Annotated in this window: 17 protein-coding genes and 1 pseudogene; 16 read left to right on the top strand and 2 right to left on the bottom strand. The window is 63.9% G+C overall.

What is annotated here, in order from left to right:
- Positions 1–18: 18 nt before the first annotated feature.
- The 5 genes from EAO39_RS19950 to EAO39_RS19930 are packed head-to-tail and all read left to right on the top strand — an operon-like array spanning position 19 to position 10,243.
- On the top strand, positions 19–423 hold the full coding sequence (locus tag EAO39_RS19950; protein ID WP_120971445.1) for a response regulator: 405 nt from the start codon (positions 19–21) through the stop codon (positions 421–423).
- Entirely contained in the window at positions 423–785 is a 363-nt protein-coding gene (locus tag EAO39_RS19945) for a response regulator (protein ID WP_120971444.1), read from the top strand. The genes EAO39_RS19950 and EAO39_RS19945 overlap by 1 nt, the downstream gene beginning before the upstream one ends.
- Before the next feature lie 15 nt (positions 786–800).
- Positions 801–1,328: a chemotaxis protein CheW gene (locus EAO39_RS19940; RefSeq protein ID WP_120971443.1), complete on the top strand. Its 528-nt coding sequence runs from the start codon at positions 801–803 to the stop codon at positions 1,326–1,328.
- 19 nt (positions 1,329–1,347) lie between these two features.
- On the top strand, positions 1,348–3,576 hold the full coding sequence (locus tag EAO39_RS19935; protein WP_120971442.1) for a methyl-accepting chemotaxis protein: 2,229 nt from the start codon (positions 1,348–1,350) through the stop codon (positions 3,574–3,576).
- Positions 3,577–3,622: 46 nt separating this feature from the next.
- Positions 3,623–10,243 (top strand): Hpt domain-containing protein, encoded by a 6,621-nt coding sequence (locus EAO39_RS19930; protein WP_120971441.1) that lies wholly within the window; start codon positions 3,623–3,625, stop codon positions 10,241–10,243.
- A 102-nt stretch (positions 10,244–10,345) separates the two neighbouring features.
- Here the strand turns inward: EAO39_RS19930 and EAO39_RS19925 are convergent, their stop codons facing one another.
- Positions 10,346–11,848 carry a deoxyribodipyrimidine photo-lyase gene (locus EAO39_RS19925; protein WP_120971440.1) on the bottom strand — a complete coding sequence of 501 codons (1,503 nt, stop codon included), beginning with the start codon at positions 11,846–11,848 and terminating at the stop codon, positions 10,346–10,348.
- A 23-nt stretch (positions 11,849–11,871) separates the two neighbouring features.
- Here EAO39_RS19925 and EAO39_RS19920 point away from each other — a divergent pair, with 23 nt between their 5' ends.
- The 6 genes and pseudogenes from EAO39_RS19920 to EAO39_RS19895 all read left to right on the top strand — a co-directional run bounded on the left by EAO39_RS19920 (position 11,872) and on the right by EAO39_RS19895 (position 16,888).
- Positions 11,872–12,471, top strand: coding sequence for a YqgE/AlgH family protein (locus EAO39_RS19920; protein WP_120971439.1), 600 nt, complete (start codon positions 11,872–11,874; stop codon positions 12,469–12,471).
- Positions 12,468–12,980 (top strand): Holliday junction resolvase RuvX, encoded by a 513-nt coding sequence (gene ruvX / locus EAO39_RS19915; RefSeq protein WP_120971438.1) that lies wholly within the window; start codon positions 12,468–12,470, stop codon positions 12,978–12,980. The genes EAO39_RS19920 and ruvX overlap by 4 nt, the downstream gene beginning before the upstream one ends.
- Positions 12,977–13,507: a bifunctional pyr operon transcriptional regulator/uracil phosphoribosyltransferase PyrR gene (gene pyrR, locus EAO39_RS19910; RefSeq protein WP_120971437.1), complete on the top strand. Its 531-nt coding sequence runs from the start codon at positions 12,977–12,979 to the stop codon at positions 13,505–13,507. Before ruvX ends, pyrR begins: the two co-directional genes overlap by 4 nt.
- Positions 13,508–13,518: 11 nt before the next feature.
- Positions 13,519–14,472: pseudogene (locus EAO39_RS19905) on the top strand (aspartate carbamoyltransferase catalytic subunit); the annotation flags it as partial.
- A gap of 222 nt (positions 14,473–14,694) precedes the next feature.
- A complete protein-coding gene (locus tag EAO39_RS19900; protein ID WP_120971435.1) occupies positions 14,695–15,993 on the top strand; it encodes a dihydroorotase in 1,299 nt (432 codons plus the stop codon).
- A 133-nt stretch (positions 15,994–16,126) separates the two neighbouring features.
- On the top strand, positions 16,127–16,888 hold the full coding sequence (locus EAO39_RS19895; protein WP_120971434.1) for a lysophospholipid acyltransferase family protein: 762 nt from the start codon (positions 16,127–16,129) through the stop codon (positions 16,886–16,888).
- Between the two features lie 39 nt (positions 16,889–16,927).
- Here the strand turns inward: EAO39_RS19895 and EAO39_RS19890 are convergent, their stop codons facing one another.
- Entirely contained in the window at positions 16,928–17,941 is a 1,014-nt protein-coding gene (locus EAO39_RS19890; RefSeq protein WP_120971433.1) for a tripartite tricarboxylate transporter substrate binding protein, read from the bottom strand.
- Positions 17,942–18,078: 137 nt separating this feature from the next.
- Here EAO39_RS19890 and EAO39_RS19885 point away from each other — a divergent pair, with 137 nt between their 5' ends.
- The 5 genes from EAO39_RS19885 (at position 18,079) to EAO39_RS19865 (ending at position 24,063) form a co-directional block, all read left to right on the top strand.
- Positions 18,079–18,984 (top strand): LysR family transcriptional regulator, encoded by a 906-nt coding sequence (locus tag EAO39_RS19885; RefSeq protein WP_120971884.1) that lies wholly within the window; start codon positions 18,079–18,081, stop codon positions 18,982–18,984.
- A gap of 111 nt (positions 18,985–19,095) precedes the next feature.
- The gene (locus tag EAO39_RS19880; protein WP_120971432.1) at positions 19,096–20,481 is read left to right on the top strand and encodes an 8-oxoguanine deaminase; all 1,386 of its coding nucleotides are present in this window, start codon (positions 19,096–19,098) and stop codon (positions 20,479–20,481) included.
- A 92-nt stretch (positions 20,482–20,573) separates the two neighbouring features.
- Positions 20,574–21,887, top strand: a complete 1,314-nt coding sequence (locus tag EAO39_RS19875) for a nucleobase:cation symporter-2 family protein (RefSeq protein WP_120971431.1) — start codon at positions 20,574–20,576, stop codon at positions 21,885–21,887.
- A gap of 49 nt (positions 21,888–21,936) precedes the next feature.
- The gene (gene arsC / locus EAO39_RS19870) at positions 21,937–22,323 is read left to right on the top strand and encodes an arsenate reductase (glutaredoxin) (protein WP_120971430.1); all 387 of its coding nucleotides are present in this window, start codon (positions 21,937–21,939) and stop codon (positions 22,321–22,323) included.
- Between the two features lie 207 nt (positions 22,324–22,530).
- Positions 22,531–24,063: a Do family serine endopeptidase gene (locus tag EAO39_RS19865; RefSeq protein WP_120971429.1), complete on the top strand. Its 1,533-nt coding sequence runs from the start codon at positions 22,531–22,533 to the stop codon at positions 24,061–24,063.
- Positions 24,064–24,142: the final 79 nt, after the last annotated feature.

The raw sequence follows: 24,142 nt of genomic DNA, 5'->3' as shown, positions 1-24,142 counted from the left end.
TTCGGGAGGAGATTCACAGTGACAGCATCCAGTGCGCCTTTGCGGGTTCTGGTGGTCGATGACAGCAATACCATCCGCCGCAGCGCCGAGATTTTCCTCAAGCAGGGCGGTTACGAAGTTTTGCTGGCTGACGACGGTTTCGACGCTCTTTCCAAGGTCAACGATTACCAGCCGCAGCTCATTTTCTGCGACATTCTGATGCCCAAGCTCGATGGCTATCAGACCTGCGCCATCATCAAGCGCAACGCACGCTTCTCCAGCACTCCAGTTGTCATGCTTTCGTCCAAGGATGGCGTGTTTGACAAGGCACGCGGCCGCATGGTGGGCTGCCAAGACTATCTGACCAAACCTTTTACCAAAGATCAACTGCTGCAGGCTGTGGAACAGTTTGGCCAGCAAACCGCAGGTGTGGGAGCCGCGTGATGCCTATTCAAAAAGTACTGGTCGTAGACGACTCCAAGACCGAACTGATGTTTCTCACGGACCTGCTGCAAAGACAGGGCCTGCAGGTGCGCACCGCCGAAAACGGCGAAGAGGCCATGAAGCGCCTGGCCGAAGACAAGCCCGATCTGATTTTGATGGATGTGGTCATGCCGGGCCAGAACGGCTTTCAGCTGACCCGCTCCATCTCGCGCGATCCGCTGTTTGCCGATGTGCCCATTCTCATGTGCACCAGCAAGAACCAGGAAACCGACCGCGTCTGGGGGATGCGCCAGGGTGCGCGCGGCTACATCACCAAGCCGGTGGATGCAGCCGAGCTGCAAGCCAAGATCGCAGCGCTGTAAAGGCTGCGTCTGCCCATGGCGAACCGCGAAGCCCTCCGAGATCTCCAATCCCGTCTGGCAGGCCGCCTGCAGGCAGCACGTAGCGAAAGCGTGACGGTCGCTGCCTGGCTGGCCGTGCAGGCCGGCGGTCGTGACTACCTGCTGCCCTTGAGCCAGGCTGGGGAAATTTTCCCGTGGACGGGCGTTCAGCCCGTGCCCTATACCCAGAACTGGTTTCTGGGGATTGCCAATCTGCGCGGCACCCTGGCGGGCGTCGTGGATCTGGCCCTGCTGCTCAACCATGGCCGCTCCCGCAGCGAGCAGGAATTATCCGAAACCAGCTTGCTGGCATTCAACTCCGCTTTGGAGGTGAATGCTGCCTTGCTGGTGGATCAGCTTCAGGGTCTGCGCGGCGCAGACGCCTTTGTCCAAAGCGAGCCGGCACCGGCTCGTTCTCCGAGCTTTTTTGGCTCCGTCCATATCGATAGCACAGGCCGCCGCTGGCAAGAGCTGCAGTTGCAGCGCCTGTCGCAAACCGCCAAGTTTTTGAGCATTCGTGCTTAAGGTTTCTGGAAGCAGCGCTATGTCTTTTGCACAACGATTCACCCAGTGGTTCCAACGCAAGTCTGATCGATCAGGCACGGGTGCTGACAACAGCATGCTTGGCGATACCGTGGCCCAGGATATGTATTCACTGGATACCACATTGGGAATGCGCAGCGGCGATGCGGTGCTGCCAACCCAGGAGCAGGTCACGCTGCCGCTGCTGGGCAAGGCGCCGGTCCCCAAGCATCAGCGCACGCTGTTCACCTTGCTCGGTCTGTCGGTGCTGGTGCTGGTGGTCGTGGCGGCATGGATGCTGCGCTCGGCCAACAACTCCAACCAACAGCTGGCTGCCACCGGCCAGGCCTTGATGCAGTCCCAGCGTCTGGCCAAGTCGGTCTCCCAGGCCATGACAGGTGCCGAAGCGGCTTTTGCTGACGTGAAAGACAGCGCTGGCGTGCTGGCGCGCAATGTGCACGCCCTGTCTTCGGGCGATCCCGAGCTGGGCGTGAATGCCGTGGGTGCCGACCTGCAGGCCACGATGGACAGCATCACCCCACTGACGGAGCGGGCCGAGAAAAGCGCTGCCCTGATCATGGGTCAGCAAAAAATCCTGACCCAGGTCGGTGAGGCTCTGCGCACCATCAACCGCCAATCGTCGGACCTGCTGGAAACCGCCGAAACCATCTCCTCGCTGAAGCTGCAGCAAGGCGCGGGCGCGGCTGAGATTGCGGCCGCAGGCCAGCTGGTGATGTTGACCCAGCGTATTGCCAAGTCGGCCAACGAGTTCCAGACCCTGGAAGGCGTGAGCCCTGAGGCCGTGTTCCTGCTGGGCAAGGATTTGAACTCCTTCAAGGAAATCTCCGAAGGCCTGCTGGATGGCAATGCCGAGCTGCGCCTGGCACCCAGCCGTGACGAGCAAATTCGCGAGCAGCTGCAAACCCTGATCAAGCAGTACGACGAGACGCGTGCCCAGGCCAGCGCCATTTTGGGCAATCTGCAAGGACTGGTCTCGGCGCGTGAAGCGCAGACGGCTATCAACAACGATAGCGAACCGCTGCGCCGCCAGCTGGAAGAGCTGCAGACCGCCTTGCAAGGCGGCGCGGGTGCCAGCGTCTGGCAACTGGTCGTGCTGGCCCTGGCGGTTCTGGTGGCTGTGCTGTGCGGCATAGGTATCTCCCGCGTGCAGCTGATGGACAGCCGTGCACGCCAGCAGCTGGCCGAACGTCACCAGATCGACGCCCGCTCTCAGGAGCAGGAAGCCAAGCGCATCAACGATGCCAACCAGGCTGCCATTTTGCGTTTGATGAACGAGCTGCAGTCGGTGGCCGAAGGCGATCTGACCCAGGAAGCCACGGTGACGGAAGACATCACCGGCGCCATTGCCGACTCGGTGAACTACACGGTGGAAGAATTGCGCGCCCTGGTGGGTTCGGTGCAGAACACGGCCACCCGGGTGGCTCAGACCACGGCCGAGGTGGATGCCAACTCCACGGAGCTGCTGGCCGCATCGAACGAGCAGCTGCACGAGATTCGTGAAACCGGTCAGTCGATTCTGGAGATGGCCGGCCGCATCAACGATGTGTCGGCTCAGGCGCAGCAATCGGCCCAGGTGGCCCGTCAATCGCTGCAGGCTGCCGACTCCGGCTTGAAGGCCGTGCAAAACGCCATCGGCGGCATGAACTCCATTCGCGACCAGATCCAGGACACCTCCAAGCGGATCAAGCGCCTGGGTGAATCGTCCCAGGAAATTGGTGAAATTACCGAACTGATTTCCGACATTACCGAGCAGACCAATGTGCTGGCCCTGAACGCCGCCATCCAGGCCGCTTCGGCCGGTGAAGCCGGTCGCGGTTTCTCGGTGGTGGCGGAAGAAGTGCAGCGCCTGGCCGAACGTTCGGCAGATGCCACGCGCCAGATTGCGGCCCTGGTGAAAGCCATTCAGACCGACACCCAGGATGCGGTGGCCGCCATGGAACGCTCCACCCAGGGTGTGGTGGACGGCGCGCGCCTGTCCGACTCCGCCGGCACCGCACTGTCCGAAATCGACAGCGTGTCGCGCCGACTGGCCGAGCTGATCGAGCAAATTTCCTCCTCCACCTCGCGCGAAGCCGCGCAGGCCAATGATGTGGCCGAGAATATTCAGCACATTTTTGCGGTGACGGAGCAGACGGGTGAAGGTACGCGCAGCACGGCACAGCAGGTGCGTGAGTTGTCCCACATGGCCGAAGAACTGCGCCAGTCGGTGGCACGATTCAAGATCGTCTGAGTACCCATCAACACATACGAGCCCTGACGGGTCAAGGGAATTGAGCATGTCCGTGGTAGACGACTCGCCAATCCGTGCAGTGATGACTGCACCTGCAGAGCAGGACCTGGGGCCCCTGGCCTGGGTGCTTGATGAGCTGCGCAAGTCGCTGGAAGCTGCGAACAAGGCGGTAGGCCGATTTGTCCGGGACGCGGACGCGGCCCGTGTAGCCGATCTGGAGACGCTGGACACTTCGGCTCTGCGCATTGCGCGCCAGCAGCTGCACCAGGCTTGCGGTGCGCTGGAAATGGTGGGCCTGGGTGCTCCGGCCCAGATCATGCGCAGCATGGAGGATGCGGTCAACCGCTTCATACAGCGTCCCGAGCTGTGCACGGCCGAGGCTGCCGCCACGCTGGAGCGCACGCATTTTGCGTTGATGGAATTTCTGGAAACCATGCTGGCCGGCAAAGAAGTGTCGGCCGTGGCCTTGTTTCCCCAGTACCGTGAAGTGGCGACGCTGGCCGGCAATGAAAAAGTGCATCCCGGCGATCTATGGCCTGCAGAGCGCCGGGCGCGCGAACCCGACTGGGTGGGTGCCATGCCCGCAGCGCTGGAATACGGCCCCGCAGCCCGGGCCTTGTTCGATGGCGTGGTGCTGCGCCTGATCAAGAGCGAAGACCGCGAAGCCTCGGCGCAAATGCGCGACCTGTGCCTGCGCCTTGCCGCCGGCAAGCTGGAGGACGTGACGGCACGCAGCTTCTGGAAGATTGCGGCTGCCTTTTTCGATGCCCAGGCACATGGCCTGATCGCGGTCGATCTCTATGTCAAGCGCATGGCCTCGCGCGTGCTCATGCAATACGCCTCCATGGCCAAGGGCGACAGCCTGCCGCCGGCGCGGCTGCTGCAGGACCTGATGTTCTTCTGTGCCCAGGCCAAGCCGCGCGAGCACTCCGGCGAGGTGCTCAAGGCGGTCCAGCAGGCCTACTCCATGGACGGCATGCCCCAGGTGGATTACCAGGTGGCGCGCTTTGGCCGCCATGATCCGGCCGTGCTGATTCTGGCGCGCAAGCGCATTGCGGCCGTGGCCGACACCTGGTCGGCTCTGGCCGGTGGCGAGCGCGGCAAGATCAAGCTGACGGTGGAACAGTTCGGCCAGGTGGCCGAATCCCTGGTCAAGCTGCAGCCCGCCAGCCAGGGCCTGGCCCGGACCCTGATTCGCGTGGCGGAAACCGTGGACCGCATCGGTCAGCCGCCACCGGCCGAGCTGGCCATGGAAGTGGCGACGGCCGTGCTCTATCTGCAAGCCGTTTTTGCCACCTTCAATCTGGATGACAAGGCCCAGGCCAGCCAGTTCAGCAGCCTGGTGTACCGGCTGGATGCTGCCTTGCAAGGCGCTCCTGCCCAGCCGCTGGAGCCCTGGATGGAAGAGCTGTTCCGCCAGGCCAGCGATGACCAGACCATGGGTTCGGTGGTGGGCGAATTGCGCTCCACCCTGGGCGAGTCCGAACGGCAGCTGGATATGTATTTCCGCAATCCCGCAGATACCAGCGTGCTGGCGGCCGTGCCTCACCAGATGTCGCAAATGCGCGGCGTGTTCTCGGTGCTGGGCTTTGATCAGGCTGCGTTTGGCATGCAGCGCATGCGCGAGAAGGTCGAGCAGTTGATCCTGGGCGAAGTCCGGGAGGAGCAGCGCGCTCAGGCCTTCGAGAAACTGGGCAATAGCCTGGGCGCCATGGGTTTTCTCATCGACATGCTCAGCTACCAGCGCAATATGGCGCGCAAGCTGTTCATCTATGACGAGGAAGCCGACGAGTTGCGCGTTCTCATGGGACGCAATCGCAAACGCAGCAGCGAGCCTTTCAAGCCCACGGTGGATATCTCCACCGAAGACGCTGCTCCCGAAATACCAGCGCAGACCGCTGTATCTGTCACTGCTCCAGAGTCATTTGCACCTGAAGTGCATTTCGCAGTTGCGGAACAAGCTCTTGATTCCGTAGTGAAGGCGGCAGCAGCAGACCCCGTGGTTGCTGAACCCATGACGGCGGTTCTGCCTGCCGAAGAACCTAAGCCGCCAGCCGCTCCCGTGGACGTCGATCTGGGGCAGATGCCGGATGCCGCTGTGGCCGAAAGCCTGGCGCCTTCCTTGCCGGCTCCCGCTCCGGTGAGCGAGCCTGCGCCCGATGCGCTGGGCGATGCCATGGCCCAGGTGTTTGCCGGCATGCCTCAAAGCACGGCCGCCCAGCCCGAGGCACAAGAGCCGTTGGCGGCATTGGATCTGGATCTTTCCGCGTCGGCATCGCCGGTGCAGGTCGCGCCCGATTTCGAAGTGCCGGCCTTTGTGGAGCCGGCGCTGAGTGCGCAGGAACTTGATGGCGAAGATGAGCTGCTGTTCATCTTCCTGGAAGAAGCCCGTGAAGTCGTGGAAAACGGCTTGCAGGCCTTGCGTGTGCTGGAAGAGCAAGCCGGCAGCCTGAGTGAGCAAACCACGCTGCGCCGCGCGTTTCACACGCTCAAGGGCAGTTCGCGCATGGTGGGGCTGGATGAATTCGGTGAAGCCGGCTGGGCTCTGGAGCAAATGCTCAATGCCTGGTTGGCCGAGCAGAAGCCCATGCCGGCGCCCATGCGCGCTCTGGCCGTCGATGCCCTCAAGGCTTTTGCTGCCTGGGCGCAGGATCTGGAAGCGCGTCAGGCCGAGCACTGGTCTGCCACGCCATTTCGCGCTGCCGCCGATGCCATGCGTCTGACCGGCCAGCGCGCCGATGTCGCGCTGATGCCGCGCCGCGCACGCAGGCCGGAGGCCATAGCAGAGTTTGCTCCGCTGGCTCCCGAAGCTGAGGCCCTCGATACGGCGGCCCCCCCAGTTCCCGTCGAGCCAGAAATTCCCGTTGAGCCACAGGTCTCCGCCGAACCCGCAGCTTCCACTGAGCTGGGCTGGATGCTGGATCTGCCTGAAGAAGAGCAACCGGCAGGCAAGTCCGAGGACAGGCTCGAGAAAAGTCCCGCAGAAGCCGCCGCCGAAGCGCTGCTGCCTGCGCAGAGCCATGAGGCGCATGCCTTTCTGCCCGCGCTGGACTTTGATGTCTTTCTTCCCGCGTCTGCCGATGCACCGCTGCAGCGGCCCGGCGACGCGACAGATGCAGCGATCAGCGAGGTGCCGGCCAGCCCCGATGAGGCGCAGGATCTGGACTTTGCAGATTTCGAAATCGCCATGCGCGAGAGCGAGCTGGCGGCCTTGGATGCACACGCGCCCGTGGTTGAGCCAGAACCCGCATTGGCGCCCGAACCCGAGGCCGAGCCAGAGACTCTCATTGATCAAGCGCTTGAGAGCGCGCCGCAGCCGCTGCTGCAAGCGGCTCCAGTCGTGGATTTTGCGGACTTCGAAGTTTCTGAGGCAGCGCCTGCCGCCAAGCACACGCCCATCGCTGAAATCGATATGGCGCCGGAAGTGCCTATGCCGGAGCAACCCGCCGCGCCAGAGGACGATTACAAGCATATCGACGGGCTGCGCATCAGCACACCGCTGTACAACGTCTATCTCCACGAGGCCGACGAGTGGTCCGAGCGCCTGCGGGCCGTGCTGCAGCAGTGGAGCCTGGACCTGAGCCAGCCCGTGCCCGAGGATGCCGTGGCTTTGGCCCATTCGCTGGCCGGCAGCTCAGGCACCGTGGGCTTCAAGCCGCTGTCCGAACTGGCGCGCCTGCTGGAGCACACGCTGCAGCATCTGCAGCCCCAGGGCTTTGCCACGCAGCATCAGGCCAGCTGCTGCGTCAACGCGTCGGAAGAGATTCGCCGCCTGCTGCACCAGTTCGCCGCAGGCTTTCTGAAGACGGCGCAGCCCTCGATAGCCGAAGAGTTGCAGGCCTTGCTGGCGCAAAACCTGGAGTTGACCGAGGTACCGCCAGCACTTGAAGTCAGCGAGCTGGATCTTAGTGCCCGCGACTGGTCGGATCTGCTGACCGATTTGCCCGCCAAGACCGTGGATCCGCTGGATCTGCCGTTGGACTTCGCGGCGCAAACGGTTGAAAGCGCCGATCCCGTTCTCGAGAGCGGCGCGCAAACACCCGATGTGCCACAGGCGCCTGCCGTGTACTCGGCCATGCCGCGGCCCGTGGGTGCCGAGCAGGAAGCCGATCTGCAGCGCCGCATCGATGCGGCGATTGCCCTGGCCGTCCATGCCGAGACGGACGATGACGAGATCGATGTGCTCGATCAGGTCGACCCCGATCTCTTCCCCATCTTCGAAGAAGAAGCCGTCGATCTGCTGCCCAAGCTGGGCGCCGCTCTGCGCCGCTGGCATGCGCGCCCGCTGCTGGACGATGCCCGCAAGGAAACCTTGCGTGCCTTGCACACCCTCAAGGGCAGCGCCCGCCTGGCAGGAGCCATGCGCATGGGCGAGATGGCACACCGGCTGGAGTCGGCCGTGGAGCGCGTGGATGGCGACAAGCCCAGCGCCGAAAGCATTGATCCCTTGCTGGCCCGTTTTGATGCCCTGCAAGCCAGCTTTGATGTGCTGCGCGTGGCGGGCGAGCAGGACGCAGAGCCGCCGCTGGACCGGATTGACGATGCCGTGATTCAGGCGCCGCTGCATCTGGCCGCAGAAAGCGCTGCGACGGCTGCCGCTCAAGCGCAGAGCGCTCCTGCCGACGAGGCCGCTTCTGCCAGCAGTGAAAGCGTTGCCACCGAGCCCGAGGTTTCCGCTTTCGATGACGCGCTGGATGCGCAGGCTGCAGCGTCTGCGGCCGTACCGCGCGTCGCATCGCAGCAGACGGTGCGCGTGCGTGCCCAGTTGCTGGACCGCCTGATTTCCCAGGCCGGTGAGGTTTTGATTGCCCGCTCGCGTGTGGATTCGCGCCTGGCCCAGGTCCGGGCTTCGCTGGGCGATCTGACGCTCAATCTGGAGCGCCTGCGCAGCCAGCTGCGCGATATCGAGGTGCAGGCCGAGAGCCAGATGCAGTCGCGTCTGGCCCTGTCCAAGGATTCGGCCGCCGGTTTCGATCCGCTGGAGTTCGATCGTTTCACCCGCGTGCAGGAGCTGACCCGCATGATGGCCGAGTCGGTCAACGACGTGGCCACCGTGCAGCGCAATCTGCAGCGCGACATGATTGCGGCGGAAGACGATCTGGTGGCCCAGGGCCGCCAGGCGCGTGATCTGCAGCGCGATCTGCTGCGCACGCGCATGGTGGAGTTCGAATCTCTGGCCGAGCGCCTGTATGCCGTGGTGCGCCAGACCTCCAAGGAGATGGGCAAGCAGGTGCGCTTGAACATTCTGGGCGGCACCATCGAAATGGACCGCGGCATGCTCGAGCGCATGATGCCGGCCTTCGAGCACTTGCTGCGCAACTGCGTGGCGCACGGTATCGAATCGCCCGAGCAACGCCAGGCCGCAGGCAAGTCGGCCGTGGGCACCATCGAAATCATTCTGAGCCAGGAGCGTAACGACGTGGCGCTGTCGGTGGAAGACGACGGCGCCGGCCTGAATCTGGAGAGCATTCGCAGCAAGGCCATCAGCCAGAATCTCTGGGCCGCCGACCAGTTCATGGGCATGGAAGATGCGGGCCGCCTGATCTTCGAGTCGGGCTTCAGCACGGCCACCGAGATCACCGGCGTGGCCGGGCGCGGCATTGGCATGGACGTGGTGCGCTCCGAAGTCAATGCGCTGGGCGGACGCATAGAAACCCATTCCGAGGCTGGCCGCGGCAGCGCCTTCCGTCTGGTCTTGCCGCTGACCACGGCCGTGACCCAGGTGGTCATGCTGCGCGTGGGCAAGATGAGCGTGGGCGTACCTGCCAGCCTGGTGGAAATCGTGCGCCGCACGCCGCTGGATGCGTTGGGCCAGGCCTATCAAACCCAGGAGTTCCACGACGGCAGCGAAGTCATGCCGTTTTACTGGGCCGGTGCGCTGTGGCAATCGTCTTTGCGCAGCGAGGAAGCCGTGGGCCGTACCCGTCCCGTGCTGATTGTGCGCAGTGCCTCGCAGCGCATTGCCCTGCATGTGGATGAGGTGTTGGGCAACCAGGAAGTGGTGATCAAGAACCTGGGCCCTCAGCTGGCGCGTCTGCCCGGCCTGACCGGCATGTCCGTGCTACCTTCGGGTGCCGTGGTGCAGATCTACAACCCGGTGGCCCTGGCCAATGTGTATGGCGATCAGGTGCGTGCGCTGGCGGTCAAGGCCGAGCAGGCCGCAGCCGAAGGCTTGCAGGCATCGTCCGCTGCTGCGGGCGCGTTGCTGACGGGCGATGCTCAGGCCTCGGTGCCTCTGGTGCTGGTGGTCGATGACTCGATTACCGTGCGCCGTGTGACCCAGCGCCTGCTGCAGCGCGAAGGCTACCGCGTGGCCCTGGCGGCCGACGGCCTGCAGGCCATCGAAGTGCTGCAGGACGAGCGCCCCACGGTGGTGCTGTCGGACATCGAAATGCCGCGCATGGACGGTTTCGATCTGCTGCGCAATATCCGCGCGGACCACCGACTGAAAGGCATGCCGGTGATCATGATCACCTCGCGCATTGCCCACAAGCATCGCGAGATGGCGGCGCAGCTGGGCGCCAACCACTATCTGGGCAAGCCTTATGCCGATGAGGAGTTGCTGGGCCTGATTCAGCACTACGCCTTGCAACGCAGCGGCCCGGCGCCCGACAGCCAGCCTTTGCACGGTGGCGCGACTGGCAGCACGCCGGCCGTGGGCGACTAAGTTTTCTCTAGAAAACAAGGAGCGGCTTGCGCCGGTCTTGATGGGGTTTCAGACTGAATAAGTTCTGAAGCCTCTGAAGGACAAGCGCAAGCCGCTTCTTTTTCAGGAGTCCTGATCGTTGCTGCTTTTGACCACGGCATAGCGGGCCAGCGTTTTTTCACGCGCTGCGGCATGGTCCACTACAGGGTAGGGGTAGTGCTGGCCCAAGCGGATGCCGGCTTCGGCCAGCTCGATGGGCTTGGCCAGCCAGGGTGCATGACGCAGCTTGGCGGGCAGGGCGGCGACTTCGGGCACATAGCGGGCAATGAATTGGCCCTGGGCATCGAACTTCTGGCTTTGCGTGACCGGGTTGAAAATGCGAAACCAGGGCTGGGCATCGCAGCCCGTAGATGCCGCCCACTGCCAGCCGCCGTTGTTGGCCGCCAGATCAAAGTCGTTGAGCTTCTCGGCAAAATAGGCCTCGCCGCGTCGCCAGTCCAGGCCCAGATCCTTGACCAGAAAGCTGGCCGTGACCATGCGCAAGCGGTTGTGCATATAGCCCGAGGTGTTGAGCTGGCGCATGGCGGCATCGACCAGGGGGTAGCCGGTGCGGCCCTCGCACCAGGCGCTGAACAAGGCGTCGGCCTCGGGGCCGCTGTCCCATGCAATGGCGTCATAAGCGGGCTTGAAGCTGCGCGCGGTGACATGCGGATGGTGGGCCAGAATCTGAAAATAGAAATCGCGCCAGATCAACTCGGACAGCCAGGTGGCCGCGCCTTCGCGCTCCTCTGGGTGCCAGTCCTCGTTGTGGGCGGCTTCATAGGCGATACGCGCCAGCTCGCGTATCGATACCGTGCCAAAGCGCAGATGCACGCTGAGGTAGCTGGGGCCTTTGAGCGCGGGAAAGTCGCGCGCCGCCTGGTATTTGGGCAGGCGCGGCAGAAAGTCGGCCAGCAGCTGCCGGGCACCGCTGACGCCGGTGGGCAGGCGCAGGCCGTCCAGCGTGCCGGCGACAAAGCCCAGCTCGGCCGCGCTGGGCATGGGGCGCACATCTGCCTCGGGTCGGGCCGCCAGCTTGGCGCCCAGATGGCGCTCGCTGGGGTAGCTCGAGAGATAAAACGGCGTGATCTTGCGCAGCCAGGCGTTCTTGTAGGGCGTGAAGACGGAAAACGGCGACAGGCTTTGCGTCAGCACCTCGTCGCGGCCGAAGATGCGGTGGTCCTTGCTGGGCAGAAAGTTCACCTGCTGGGCGCGCAGCTGGCGGCGCACGCCGGCATCGCGGGCCAGGGCCTGGGGTTCGTCATCGTCATTGCAGAACACCGCCTGCGCGCCCAGTTCACGGGCCAGGGCGGGAATGATGTCCTGGGGCAGCCCTCGGCGCACGATCAGGCCGACATCGCTGCGACCGCTGCTGCTGCGCAGGCTCTGGTCCAGCTCGACCAGGCTCTGGCAGATGAACTCCACGCGGCGGTCTGCACGCGGCAGAGGCGCGAGAATGCTGTCGTCAAGCACAAAAACGCAATAAAGCTGTGCGCACTGGCGCAAAGCGTCATAAAGCGCGGCATTGTCGGCCAGGCGCAGATCGCGTCGGAACCAAACCAAGCCCACAGGGTAAGAAGGAGACATAGATCGCCGGTAAAATCGCTGACATGTCTGAAGAATCTGCGCCTATCAATTTGACGCACCACTTCCTGATCGCCATGCCCGGATTGGAAGATGAGTCGTTTTCGCGCAGCGTGGTCTACCTGTGCGAACACAGCGAGCGTGGAGCGCTCGGTCTGATTATCAACAAACCTTCCAGTCTCAGTCTGGAAGGCTTACTCAAAAAGGTGGACCTGGGTCTCAAACGCGAGGATTTGCGCAACGAGCAGGTCTATACCGGCGGCCCGGTGCAAACCGACCGAGGTTTTGTGCTGCACGAGCCCATGGTGATCGAGGGCGCGGCGGCGGACGAATCGGCCTATGCCTCGACCATGACCATCCCCGGCGGGCTGGAGATGACCACTTCCAAGGACGTGCTCGAAGCCCTGTCAGACGGCGCAGGCCCCAAGCGGCTGCTGGTCACGCTGGGCTATGCCTCCTGGGACGAAGGCCAGCTGGAATCCGAAATCGGCGAGAACGCCTGGTTGACGGTGGCTGCCGACCCCATGGTGATTTTTGACACCCCGGTGGAGCAGCGCTATGACCGCGCCCTGGGCCTGCTGGGTTTGCAGCGCTGGATGCTGTCGCCCGAATCCGGACGTGCATGACTGATATTTCCTCTTCCCACAAGGCCGCCGATGCGGCCTTTTCATCGGCCGACGGATCGACGCAGGCATCAGGTATGGCGCCAGCCGCAGCCCCCGTGCCCAGCCAGCCCGAGGTTCCCGCGCACTTTCAGCAATTTCTGGCTTTTGACTTTGGCACCAAGCGCACGGGCTGCGCTTCGGGCAACCGGGTGCTGGGCGGGGCCAATCCGCTGCCCACCATCAAGGCCGAAGCTGCAGAAGCGCGCCTGGTGGCGGTGGACAAGCTGGTGCGCGAGTGGCAGCCCAATGCGCTGGTGATCGGCGTGCCCTACCACCCCGATGGCGCCGCGCACGAGAACACGGCGCGGGCCTTGAAATTTGGCCGCCAGCTGAGGAGCCGCTGCAAGCTGCCGGTCTATGAAGTGGACGAACGCTACAGCACGACCGAAGCCCTGGCCGGCGGCGCGCGTGACGCCGATGCGGCTTCGGCCTGCATTATTTTGGAACAGTTTTTGAGGAGTCTTCCATGAGTGAAACCATTGCAGGAAACCAGTCGGGACAAGGGAGCCTGATTCTGGATGCCGAAGCCTTGTACGGCGAATTGCTGCGTGGTGTGCAGCGCCTCATGGGGCCCCAGACGCGTCTGGCCGGCATCACCTCGGGCGGCGCCTGGCTGGTGGAGCGCCTGCACAAGGATCTGAATCTGCAAGGCAAGCCTGCCGTGCTCTCGTCCTCGTTGCACCGCGACGATTTTGCCCAGCGCGGCATGAGCACCAGCGCCCAGACGCAGATCGACTTTGACGTCAACGGCGCCGATATCCTGGTGCTGGACGATGTGCTCTACACCGGTCGTACCGTGCGCGCCGTGCTCAACGAACTTTATGACTACGGCCGGCCCGCTTGTGTGCGCCTGGCCGTTCTGGTGGACCGGGGCGGGCGCGAGTTGCCCTTCCAGGCCGACTTTGCCGCAGCGCGCGTGGTGCTGCCGGCCGACCGTCTGCTGTCGCTGGCACGCGACGAGGGCGGTGTTTTCCACTTTCGCATCCAAGAGGCCTGATCGTGCTGTACAAGCGCAACCCCCAACTGAACAAGAACGGCGAGCTGATCCACCTGCTCTCCACCGAAGGCCTGTCCAAGGACATCCTGACCCACATCCTCGACACCGCCGGCAACTTCGTCAGCGTCAACGACCGTGAAGTCAAGAAGGTGCCCTTGCTGCGCGGCAAGAGCGTGTTCAATCTGTTCTTTGAAAACAGCACACGTACCCGCACCACCTTCGACATCGCCGCCAAGCGCCTGTCGGCCGACGTGTTCAATCTCGATATCGCGCGCAGCTCGGCCAGCAAGGGCGAGACCCTGCTGGACACCATTGACAACCTCTCGGCCATGGCGGCCGATATCTTTGTCGTGCGCCACAGCGAATCGGGTGCGCCCTATCTGATCGCCAAGCATGTGGCTCCCCATGTCCACGTGGTCAATGCCGGTGACGGTCGCCACGCCCACCCCACCCAGGGGCTGCTGGACATGTACACCATCCGCCACTACAAAAAAGATTTCTCCAATCTGCGCGTGGCCATCGTGGGCGACGTGCTGCACTCGCGTGTGGCGCGCTCCGACATTCACGCCCTGACCACGCTGGGCGCGGCCGAAGTGCGCGTGGTCGGCCCGCGCACGCTGGTGCCTTCGGACATGGCCAGCATGGGCGTGCGCGTCTTCCACAACCTGGAAGAAGGCATCAAGGACTGCGATGTCATCATCATGCTGCGCCTGCAAAACGAGCGCATGAGCGGCGCGCTGCTGCCTTCCAGCCAGGAGTATTTCAAGAGCTTCGGTCTGACGCCGGAGAAGCTGCAGCTGGCCAAGCCCGATGCCATCGTCATGCACCCCGGTCCCATCAACCGCGGCGTGGAAATCGCCTCGGAAGTGGTGGACGGGCCGCAGGCCGTAATCCTCTCGCAGGTGACTTTCGGCATCGCCGTGCGCATGGCCGTGATGTCCATCGTGGCGGGGAATGAGGCGTGAACACCCCCTGAGCCGCTGCGCGGCTTCCCCCTCTCTCGCGATGCGGGAGGGGGACGACACCCTCGCGTCGGGGCGGCGCGGCCAGCTTTGGCCCTAGCTTGGTGTCCCATGCGAAAGTCGACGAAGCAAACTGCAGTTGCTGGTGGTGACGGTTTTTAGATATATTTTTATAGCTGCTAGCGCTTATGGAATAAGGGCTGGCGGCCAATTTGGTGCAAAACCATGAAAATTTTGATCCGTAATGGCCGAGTGATGGACCCGGCCCGTGGCTTTGATCAACAGGCGGATATCGCCATCGACGGCAAGCAGATCATCGCGCTGGGCGAGACGCCTGCCGGTTTTGTGGCCGAGCGTGAAATCGATGCCAAGGGCTGCTGGGTGCTGCCCGGCCTGGTCGATCTGGCCATGCGCCTGCGCGAGCCCGGCTACGAGCACGAAGGCATGTTGCAGTCCGAAATGGCGGCTGCCGTGGCCGGCGGCGTGACCAGCCTGGTTTGCCCGCCCGATACCGATCCCGTGCTCGACGAGCAAGGTCTGGTGGAAATGCTCAAGCTGCGTGCCGACAAGCTGCACAAGGCGCGCTTGTTCCCCATGGGGGCGCTGACCATCGGTCTGAAGGGCGAGACGCTGACCGAGATGGCCGAGCTGACCGAGTCGGGCTGCGTGGCTTTTGGCCAGGCCGATGTGCCGCTGTCCAGCATCCAGACGCTGCAACGCGCCATGTCCTATGCCAACACCTTTGGCTATGCCGTGTGGCTGCGCCCGCAGGACAAGGACCTGGGCAAGGGCGTGGCCGCCAGCGGTGCACTGGCCACCCGCATGGGTCTGGCCGGCGTGCCGGTGGCCGCCGAGACGATTGCGCTGCACACCATCTTCGAGCTGATTCGCGGCTCGCAGACGCGGGTGCACCTGTGCCGCATCTCCAGTGCCGCAGGCGTGGAACTGGTGCGCCGCGCCAAGGCCGAAGGCCTGAATGTGACGGCCGATGTCTCCATCAACTCCCTGCTGCTGACCGAAACCGATATCGGCTACTTCGACAGCAGCGCCCGTGTGGTGCCCGTGCTGCGCCAGCAGCGCGACCGCGATGCTCTGTCTGCCGCTCTGGCTGACGGCACGATTGACGCCCTGGTCTCCGACCACACCCCTGTGGACGAAGACGAAAAAGCCCTGCCGTTTGCAGAGTCCGAGCCCGGCGCCACCGGGGTGGAGCTGCTGCTGTCCGTGGCCGTCAAATGGAGCCGCGACCATGGAGTGCCCTTGAACCGTGCCTTGCAGGCCGTGACGGCATCGCCCGTGGCAGTGCTGGGTGCGGCTTTGGGCGAGCAGCAAGCGCAGCTGGGCCTGTTGCAAGCCGGCGGTATGGCCGATCTGTGCATTGTCGATCCCGCTGCCGAATGGACGGTGGAGCCCAAGGCGCTGCTGAGCCAGGGCAAGAGCACGCCGTTTGGCGGCTACGAACTGCCGGCCCGCGTGCGCTACACGCTGGTCGATGGACAGATCGCTTTCGAGCGGGCGGCTTAAACCGCTGCTGAGCCGCTGAAAGGCAGCGGTTTGGGCTAGATAGGGGCGGTGCGGCGGGCTTGGGTCTGCGCCGCCTGCCCCGGGCCCGCCGGGATTTTGAGCGTCAGTCGGGAACGAGGAATTCTTGCTAACCATGGCGAACGGCTTGTACAAAATCAAAAACAGTTTGCGCGCCGTCTGGCGCGGTCTGCGTCTGCTGGCCCATGTCGCCAAGGGCGCGTGGATTGTGGCCTTTCGCTTTCCGCAGCTGCACTACTGGCAGCAGCATGAGCATGTGCAGGCCTGGGCCGCCACCTTGATGGTGCGCGCCGGGGTGCAGCTGCAGATTGAGGGGCAGCCACCCACCCAAGGCCCGGTGCTGCTGGTCAGCAATCACATCTCCTGGTTGGACATTCCGCTGCTGCACGCGGCGCGTCACTGCCGGTTCATCTCCAAATCCGACGTCAAGGGCTGGCCCATCATCGGCACGCTGGCCACGGCGGCGGGCACGCTCTACATACAGCGCAGCTCGCGGCGCGATGCCGTGCGCATGATCACGGCCATGGAAGAGGCTTTCAAGCGCGGTGAAATTCTGGCGGTCTTTCCCGAAGGCACGACGGGCGACGGTCGCGAGCTGCTGTCGTTTCACTCCAATCTGCTGCAGGCAGCCGTGCAGGTCGATGCCCCGGTACAGCCCGTGGGTCTGCGCTTTGTCGATGGCAAAACCGGCGAGCCCAGCTACGCCGCCACCTATGTGGGCGATGAAACCCTGCTGGGCTCCATCTGGCGCGTGCTCAGTGCCGAGCAGCTGATGGCCGTGGTGCATTACGGCGAGCCACAGCAGGCCCAGGGGCGCGACCGGCGTGTCTGGGCCAAGGACTTGCACGCCGAAGTGGACAGGCTGCGCAAAGCTTGAGCCGACCCATGTGGAGCGCCGCAACCTGGCGTGCGGCACTTACAGCGACATCTTGCTGTCCACAATCACCTTGCGCCAGCGCTGCAAGTCCTTGGCAATCAGATCGGCAAACACCTTGGGCGTGCTGGGCATGGGCTGGGCACCTTCGCTTTGCAGGCGCTCCAGAATGGCCGGGCTCTTGAGCGAGGCATTGATCTGGGCGTTGATCTTGTTGACCACATCGATAGGCATCTGGGCCGGGCCCACCACGCCATACCACTGGTCGGCCTCAAAGCCGCTCAAGCCGGGCAAGCCGGTCTCGGCCACCGTGGGCACATTGGGCAGGGCGGCAATGCGCTGAGGCGAGGACACGGCAATGGCCTTGATCTGCCCGGAGCGAATCTGCGCCAGCACCGCCGGCACGCCGGTGAACAGGGCCTGCACCTGACCGGCCACCAGATCGTTGACGGCCGGCGCCGTGCCCTTGTAGGGCACATGCTGCAGATTCAAGCCGGCCTGCAAGGCCAGATAGGCCATGGTCATATGGGCGGCACTGCCGTTGCCGCCCGAGCTGAAGTTCACGCTGCCGGGTCTGGCCTTGGCATAGGCGATGAACGAGGCCAGATCGTTAACGGGTACGGAGGGGTGAACCACCAGCACATTGGGCACGCGCGCCACCCAGGCCAGTGGGGTGAAGCTTTTGATCGGGTCGTAAGGCAGCTTGGGGTAGAGCGTGGGCGTGACCGCCAGCGTGCCCACATGGCCCATGAGCAAGGTATAGCCGTCGGCAGCGGCCTTGGCCACGCGGTCTGCGCCAATGCTGCCGCCGGCACCTGCCACGTTTTCCGGCACCACGCTCTGGCCCCAGGCCGTGGTCAGCTCATGGCCGATGGCGCGGCCCAGAATGTCGGCCGAGCCGCCGGGGGTGAACGGAATCACCATGCGGATAGCCTTGTGGGGATAGCTGGTTTTTTGCGCAGCGGCCATGCCAGGCAGGCCTGCAAGTCCCGTCAGCGCGCCGGCGCCTGCCCATTGCGCCCACTGCCTGCGGGTCAGATGTTGAAACGACGTCATGGCCAGTCTCCTTGTTTTGGTCTTGTCGCCAGTCTAGGGATGAAGCCTGAAAAAGCCAGAGTGCAGCGCTCATAGCTGATATGTCTTATGCGCTGGCCCTACCACTGCATCCGGCGAAACCGGGTACGCTTGCCGCCATGCATTCCCGAGTTTTGCGTTACTTCGATGAGGTCGTGCGCCGTGGCTCCATACGCAAAGCGGCGGAGTATCTGCACGTGGCTCCTACCGCCGTCAACCGGCAGATTCTGGACCTGGAGGCCGAGCTGGGCGCGCCGCTGTTCGAGCGCATCAGCAATCGCCTGCGCCTGACGCCTTTGGGGGAAATGGTGCTGGCCCATGTGCGCCAGACCTTGCGCGAGCATGAGGCGCTGCGCGAAAGAATCGAAGACTTCAAAGGAGCGCGGCGCGGCCATATCGGCATTGCGGCCACCACCGGGCTGGCGGCCTCGCTGATGCCCTCGCTGGTACATGATTTTCGTCAGCGCTATCCGGGCATCACGGTGCGCGTGATCGATATGCCAGGGGCCGCGATTGCCGCAGCCGTCGAACGCGGCGAGATGGACCTGGGCCTGTGCTACGACCTGCCGGTGCCCAAGACCTTGCGTGTGCTCGCGGCCAGCGAATGGCAGATTGGGGCGGTGGTTCCGCCGGGGCATGCATTGGCAAAGCACTCTTCGGTGCTGCTCAGCGAGTGCGTGGGCTACCCGCTGATCCTGCCTGCGCCACCGCTTTCCATTCGCACGCTGCTGGATGCGGCCTTTGCCAGAAACGCCATCGAGGTCACACCAGTGGCCGAGTCCACCTCCATGGCCTTGATTCAACGTCTGGTGGCCATGGGCAGCGGCATTGCCTTGCTCAACCCCCTCGATGTGATGGAGGAGTGCAGCCGCAATGCCCTGCTGTATCTGCCCTTGCGCGATCCCGAGCTGCAGCGCCAGGCCTTGGTGCTGATGGCCCGCAGCAAAGGGCAACTGAGCGCCGCTGCCGAGCTGATGGCGCAAAGCATAGAGGCGGCTTTGGCCCGCATGTTTGCCGCGATCTAGCTGGCCTTGATGTACACATTTTGTGTGCATTAGAGGCGGAATTTAGCGCTATCGTGAGCGCACAAGTCTTTCTAGACTGGCCTCCACTTGAACGACAGTGGAAACGCCAAAATGACTTTGATAGCCCTTCATGCCGATGTACTCGTCACCATGGACGAGCAAAGGCGCGAGATCGCCGATGGAGCTCTGGTGGCCGAAGGGGCCGCCATCCAATGGGCCGGCCCCACGGACCAGCTGCCGCAGCAATACCGTGCGCTGATGGAGACCGGCCAGGCCCAGGTGCTGAATATGCGCGGCAAGGTGGTGATCCCCGGCCTGGTCAACACCCATCACCACATGTACCAGAGCCTGACCCGTGCTGTGCCTGCGGCCCAGGATGTGGAGCTGTTTGACTGGCTGGGCAATCTGTACATGTTGTGGTCGCATCTGACGCCGCAGATGGTGCATGCCTCCACGCAGACGGCCATGGCCGAGCTGATGCTGTCGGGCTGCACCACCAGCAGCGACCACCTCTACCTGTTTCCCAATGGCTCGCGTCTGGATGACTCGATTGCTGCGGCCCAGCAGATGGGCATGCGCTTTCATGCGGCGCGGGGCTCCATGAGCCTGGGGCGCAGCAAGGGAGGGCTGCCCCCGGATCAGGTGGTGGAGGATGAGGCCTTCATCCTGCGCGACAGCCTGAGGCTGATTCAGCAATACCACGACAGCTCCCGCCACTCCATGCTGCGCGTGGTGCTGGCGCCTTGCTCGCCGTTTTCGGTGACGCGCGAGCTCATGCACCAGTCGGCGCTGCTGGCGCGTGCCCACGGGGTTTCGCTGCACACCCATCTGGCGGAGAACGAGAACGATGTGGCGTTCTCGCGCGAAAAATTCGGGCTGACGCCGGCGCAATATGCAGAGAGCCTGGGCTGGGTGGGGCGCGATGTCTGGCATGCGCATTGCGTCAAGCTCGATGCCGAGGGCATTGCCCTGTTTGCCCGCACCGGAACGGGGGTGGCGCATTGCCCTTGCTCCAATATGCGCCTGGCCTCCGGCATAGCGCCGGTGCGCCATATGTGCGATGCCGGCGTGCCCGTGGGGCTGGGGGTGGATGGCAGCGCTTCCAACGACGGCGCTCACATGCTGGGCGAAGTGCGCCAGGCCATGCTGCTGCAGCGTGTAGGCCATGGGCCGGCCGCCATGAGTGCGCGCCAGGCCCTGGAAATCGCCACCCTGGGCGGTGCACGCGTGCTCAATCGCGACGACATCGGTGCCATTTCCACCGGCATGTCGGCGGATTTCGTGGCCTTTGACATGAACCAGATTGCCTATGCCGGAGCCGGCCACGACCCCGTGGCGGCCCTGGTGTTCTGCACGCCTACCCAGGTGCATACCAGCGTCATCAACGGCCGCGTCGTGATTGCCGACGGGCAGTTGCTGACGGCCGATCTGGAGCAGGTGCTGGGCACGCACAGAACGCTGGCCAGCCAGCTGTTCGCGGCGGCCTACCAAAGCTGAGCAGCGCCAGCCGCTGCCATCTCGTCCATTGAGCCTGAGGGTGAGAGCCCGTCAGGCAAAAACATTCCGATAACAAACCAAGGAGACAGGCAATGGAACATTTGATCTACGGCGTTGAGGATCGCCCACCGCGTTTTTTCACCACGCTGCTGCTGTCGCTGCAGCATTTGCTGGCCGCGCTGGGGGGCATCATCGCGGTGCCGCTGGTGTTTGGCGGAGCGCTCAAGCTGCCGGCCGACCAGATCGTGGCTCTGGTCAACGCGGCCTTGCTGGGCTCGGGGGTGGTGACCATCATCCAGTGCCGGGGCGTAGGGCCGGTGGGCATACGCCTGCCCTGCGTCATGGGCACCAGTTTTGCGTTTGTCGGCGCGGGCATCAGCGTGGGTCTGGAGCACGGCGTGCCCGGCATTCTGGGTTCATCGCTGGTGGGCTCGCTGGTGATGATCGTGGGCAGCTTTTTCATGCCGGTGATCCGCCGCTTCTTTCCGCATACCGTCACCAGCGTGGTCGTCACCATGATCGGTCTGTCGCTGACGCCGGTGGCCGTGGACTGGGCAGCAGGCGGCGTGGGCAGTGCCGGCTATGGCTCGGTGGCCAATCTGGCGGTGGCCGTCTTCGTGCTGTTTCTGGTGATTGGTTTTGTGCAGTGGGGCAAGGGCATGATTTCAGCATCGGCCGTGGTGCTGGGCATTGTGTGCGGCTACCTGCTGTGCCTGGCCATGGGCTGGATCGATTTCACCCAGGTCAGGCAGGCGGCCTGGTTTGCCATTCCCCAGCCTTTGCACTTCGGCATGAGTTTCCCCCTGTCCGGCATAGTGGCCATGTCCATCGCCTTTCTGGTCACGATCGTGGAAACCACGGGCACTTTCATGGCCTTGGGTGCCGCCACGCGCACGCCGATTCCCGGCAAGCGCCTGGCCAGCGGCATGTTGTGCGATGGCGTGGGCTCGGCCTTTGCCGCGCTGATGTCCAGCCCGCCGGTCTCCACTTTTGCGCAGAACGTGGGCGTGGTGTCGCTGACCGGCGTGGCCAGCCGCCATGTGGTCATGCTCACCGGGGTGATGCTGCTGTTGGCCGGCTTGTTTCCGGTGCTGGGCGCCTTGGTGGTCACCATTCCCCAGCCGGTTCTGGGTGGCGCTGGCCTGATGATGTTCGCCATGATTGTCTGTGCCGGCGTGCGCATGCTCAGCAGCAGCGAGCAGTCGCGCCGCAGCACGCTCATCATTGCCGTCTCTCTGGGCTGCGGCCTGGCTGTGACCGTCAGGCCCGATCTGCTGGTCAAGATGCCGGCCTTCATCCGCGAAGTGTTTGGCTCAGGCATTACCGTGGGCGCGCTGGTGGCGGTGGCCCTGAATCTGGTGCTGCCGGGGCGCGAGCTGGAAGTGCATGAGGAGGTGGCGGCCTGAGCGAGGCTAGCGGAATGGAATTCATGCGTCGGGCCACTACACTCGGCGCATGACTACAAGCCACCCCACGGATGCGCCGGTGAATCGCCCCGATATCACCATTTTTCACAACAACCGCTGCAGCAACTCGCGCGGAGCCCTGGCCCTGCTGCGCGACAACGGCATCGAGCCCAATATCGTGGACTACATTGCCACGCCGCTGACGGCGCCCGAACTGGCCGAACTGGTGGCGCATCTGGGCGTTCCCCTGCAGGATTTGCTGCGCACCAAGGAAGCCGCATACCAGGAGCTGGGCCTGGATCAGGCCGGTGTCAGCGACGCGCAGCGGCTGGCTGCGGTTGCCGCGCATCCCGTGCTGCTCAACCGCCCCATCGTGGTCACGCCCAAGGGGGCTGCACTGTGCCGGCCGCCCGAGAAGGTGCTGGCGCTGATCTGAAGCAGTTGCTATGAATAGGAGAGCTTGTGGCGCTCTCCAATCAATGATTTCAGATGAATATTGTTGAAAATCAGGATTGGATAAGCGCGAAGCGCTCATTTCTTTGCTGTGCCAAACGAGGCTGGCCGCTCCTAAGTCTGGCCTAAGTCTGGGCGTTCAAACTACCTCTCAATAGCACCGCCACGGTGCATTTTTGAAAGGTTTGCCATGAATACGCTTTTGTCTACACCTCGTCGTCTGGTCATGGCTCTGGTGGCCGCCGGAGCCATTGGTGCGCTGGGAGCGACCGGCGCCGGTCTGGTGGGGGCCAGCCGCAGCGATGCCGTCGCTCAGACGGCAGTCTCCTCCTTCAATCAGCCCGCAGCCGGCAATCTGCCCACGCTGACGACACCTAATTTTGCCGAGATCACCGCCCGCAACGGGGCTGCCGTGGTCAATATCAGCGTGGTCGGAACTTCGCGCTCCATGCGTGAAGACACGGCGGATTCCGCCAGCGAGCGCGGTGCTGCGCCGCAGATCAGCCCCGACGACCCCTTCTCTGAATTCTTTCGCCAGTTCGGCCTTCCCGGCATGCCGGGCATGCAAGGCGGCCGAGGCCAGAGACCCGATACGCCGGTGCGCGGCGAGGGCTCGGGCTTTATCGTCTCCAGCGATGGTGTGATTCTTACCAATGCCCATGTGGTGCATGGCGCCAAGGAGGTGACGGTCAAGCTCACCGACCGGCGCGAGTTCAGCGCCAAGGTGCTGGGTGCCGATCCCAAGACCGATGTGGCCGTACTCAAGATCGAGGCCAGCGGCCTGCCCACCGTCAAGCTGGGCCAGACCAGCCAATTGCGCGTGGGCGACTGGGTGTTGGCCATTGGTTCGCCCTTTGGTTTTGAAAACAGCGTGACGGCGGGCGTGGTCAGCGCCAAGGGCCGCTCGCTGCCCGATGATTCCTTTGTGCCTTTCCTGCAGACTGACGTGGCCATCAATCCCGGCAACTCGGGCGGTCCGCTGTTCAATGCGCAAGGTGAGGTGGTGGGCATCAACAGCCAGATCTACAGCCGCTCCGGTGGCTACCAGGGCGTGTCGTTTGCTATTCCCATCGAGCTGGCTACGCACGTGCAGCAGCAGATCCAGACCACGGGCAAGGTGCAGCACGCCAAGCTGGGCGTGAGCGTGCAGGAGGTCAACCAGGCGTTTGCCGACTCCTTCAAGCTGCCCAAGCCTGAAGGCGCGCTGGTGGCCAGCGTGGAAAAGAACGGCCCTGCCGCCAAGGCCGGACTGGAGCCCGGCGATGTGGTGCGCAAGGTCGATGGCGTGGCCATTGTGGGCAGCGGCGATTTGCCTGCCTTCATCGGTCAGGCCTTGCCTGGGCAGAAGGTGACGCTGGAAATCTGGCGCAAGGGTGAAGCCAAAACACTGACCGCCACCCTGACCGATGCCAGCGACAAGACCGAGCGCTTGGCCCAGGGTGCGCAAGATGCAGACAAGGGCAAGCTGGGCCTGGCGCTGCGCCCGCTGCAGCCTGAGGAGAAAAAGCAGATCGGCGTGGATGCCGGCCTGGTCGTGGCCCAGGCGGGCGGCCCCGCTGCTGCCGCCGGCATAGAGGCTGGCGATGTGCTGCTGGCCATCAACGGCGTGCCTGCCGGCAATGTGGAGGCCGTGCGAGCCGCCGTGGCCAAGGCCGACAAGTCCGTGGCCGTGCTGATCTGGCGCGATGGCAACAAGATTTTTGTGCCTGTGCGCCTGGGATAAGCCTGAACACCGGCTTCGCTTGAAGCGTCGTTAATCGCTGGGTTTGAGAATGGATGACACCGATACAGGTTTGTATCGG

This window comes from Comamonas sp. lk (genome assembly GCF_900564145.1).
Lineage (GTDB): Bacteria > Pseudomonadota > Gammaproteobacteria > Burkholderiales > Burkholderiaceae_C > Comamonas.
Note: the sequence above shows the minus strand (reverse complement) of the source record. Positions and strands in the feature narration are given on the sequence as shown.

What these genes read in the sequence shown, in the direction of transcription:
- EAO39_RS19880 (WP_120971432.1), top strand. Translation starts at nt 19,096, where the DNA reads ATGACTTTGATAGCCCTTCATGCCGATGTACTCGTCACCATGGACGAG.
- EAO39_RS19895 (WP_120971434.1), top strand. Translation starts at nt 16,127, where the DNA reads ATGGCGAACGGCTTGTACAAAATCAAAAACAGTTTGCGCGCCGTCTGG.
- EAO39_RS19935 (WP_120971442.1), top strand. Translation starts at nt 1,348, where the DNA reads ATGTCTTTTGCACAACGATTCACCCAGTGGTTCCAACGCAAGTCTGAT.
- EAO39_RS19875 (WP_120971431.1), top strand. Translation starts at nt 20,574, where the DNA reads ATGGAACATTTGATCTACGGCGTTGAGGATCGCCCACCGCGTTTTTTC.
- EAO39_RS19925 (WP_120971440.1), bottom strand. Translation starts at nt 11,848, where the DNA reads ATGTCTCCTTCTTACCCTGTGGGCTTGGTTTGGTTCCGACGCGATCTG.
- EAO39_RS19945 (WP_120971444.1), top strand. Translation starts at nt 423, where the DNA reads ATGCCTATTCAAAAAGTACTGGTCGTAGACGACTCCAAGACCGAACTG.
- arsC (WP_120971430.1), top strand. Translation starts at nt 21,937, where the DNA reads ATGACTACAAGCCACCCCACGGATGCGCCGGTGAATCGCCCCGATATC.
- EAO39_RS19930 (WP_120971441.1), top strand. Translation starts at nt 3,623, where the DNA reads ATGTCCGTGGTAGACGACTCGCCAATCCGTGCAGTGATGACTGCACCT.
- EAO39_RS19900 (WP_120971435.1), top strand. Translation starts at nt 14,695, where the DNA reads ATGAAAATTTTGATCCGTAATGGCCGAGTGATGGACCCGGCCCGTGGC.
- EAO39_RS19885 (WP_120971884.1), top strand. Translation starts at nt 18,079, where the DNA reads ATGCATTCCCGAGTTTTGCGTTACTTCGATGAGGTCGTGCGCCGTGGC.
- ruvX (WP_120971438.1), top strand. Translation starts at nt 12,468, where the DNA reads ATGACTGATATTTCCTCTTCCCACAAGGCCGCCGATGCGGCCTTTTCA.
- EAO39_RS19940 (WP_120971443.1), top strand. Translation starts at nt 801, where the DNA reads ATGGCGAACCGCGAAGCCCTCCGAGATCTCCAATCCCGTCTGGCAGGC.
- EAO39_RS19920 (WP_120971439.1), top strand. Translation starts at nt 11,872, where the DNA reads ATGTCTGAAGAATCTGCGCCTATCAATTTGACGCACCACTTCCTGATC.
- EAO39_RS19865 (WP_120971429.1), top strand. Translation starts at nt 22,531, where the DNA reads ATGAATACGCTTTTGTCTACACCTCGTCGTCTGGTCATGGCTCTGGTG.
- pyrR (WP_120971437.1), top strand. Translation starts at nt 12,977, where the DNA reads ATGAGTGAAACCATTGCAGGAAACCAGTCGGGACAAGGGAGCCTGATT.
- EAO39_RS19890 (WP_120971433.1), bottom strand. Translation starts at nt 17,941, where the DNA reads ATGACGTCGTTTCAACATCTGACCCGCAGGCAGTGGGCGCAATGGGCA.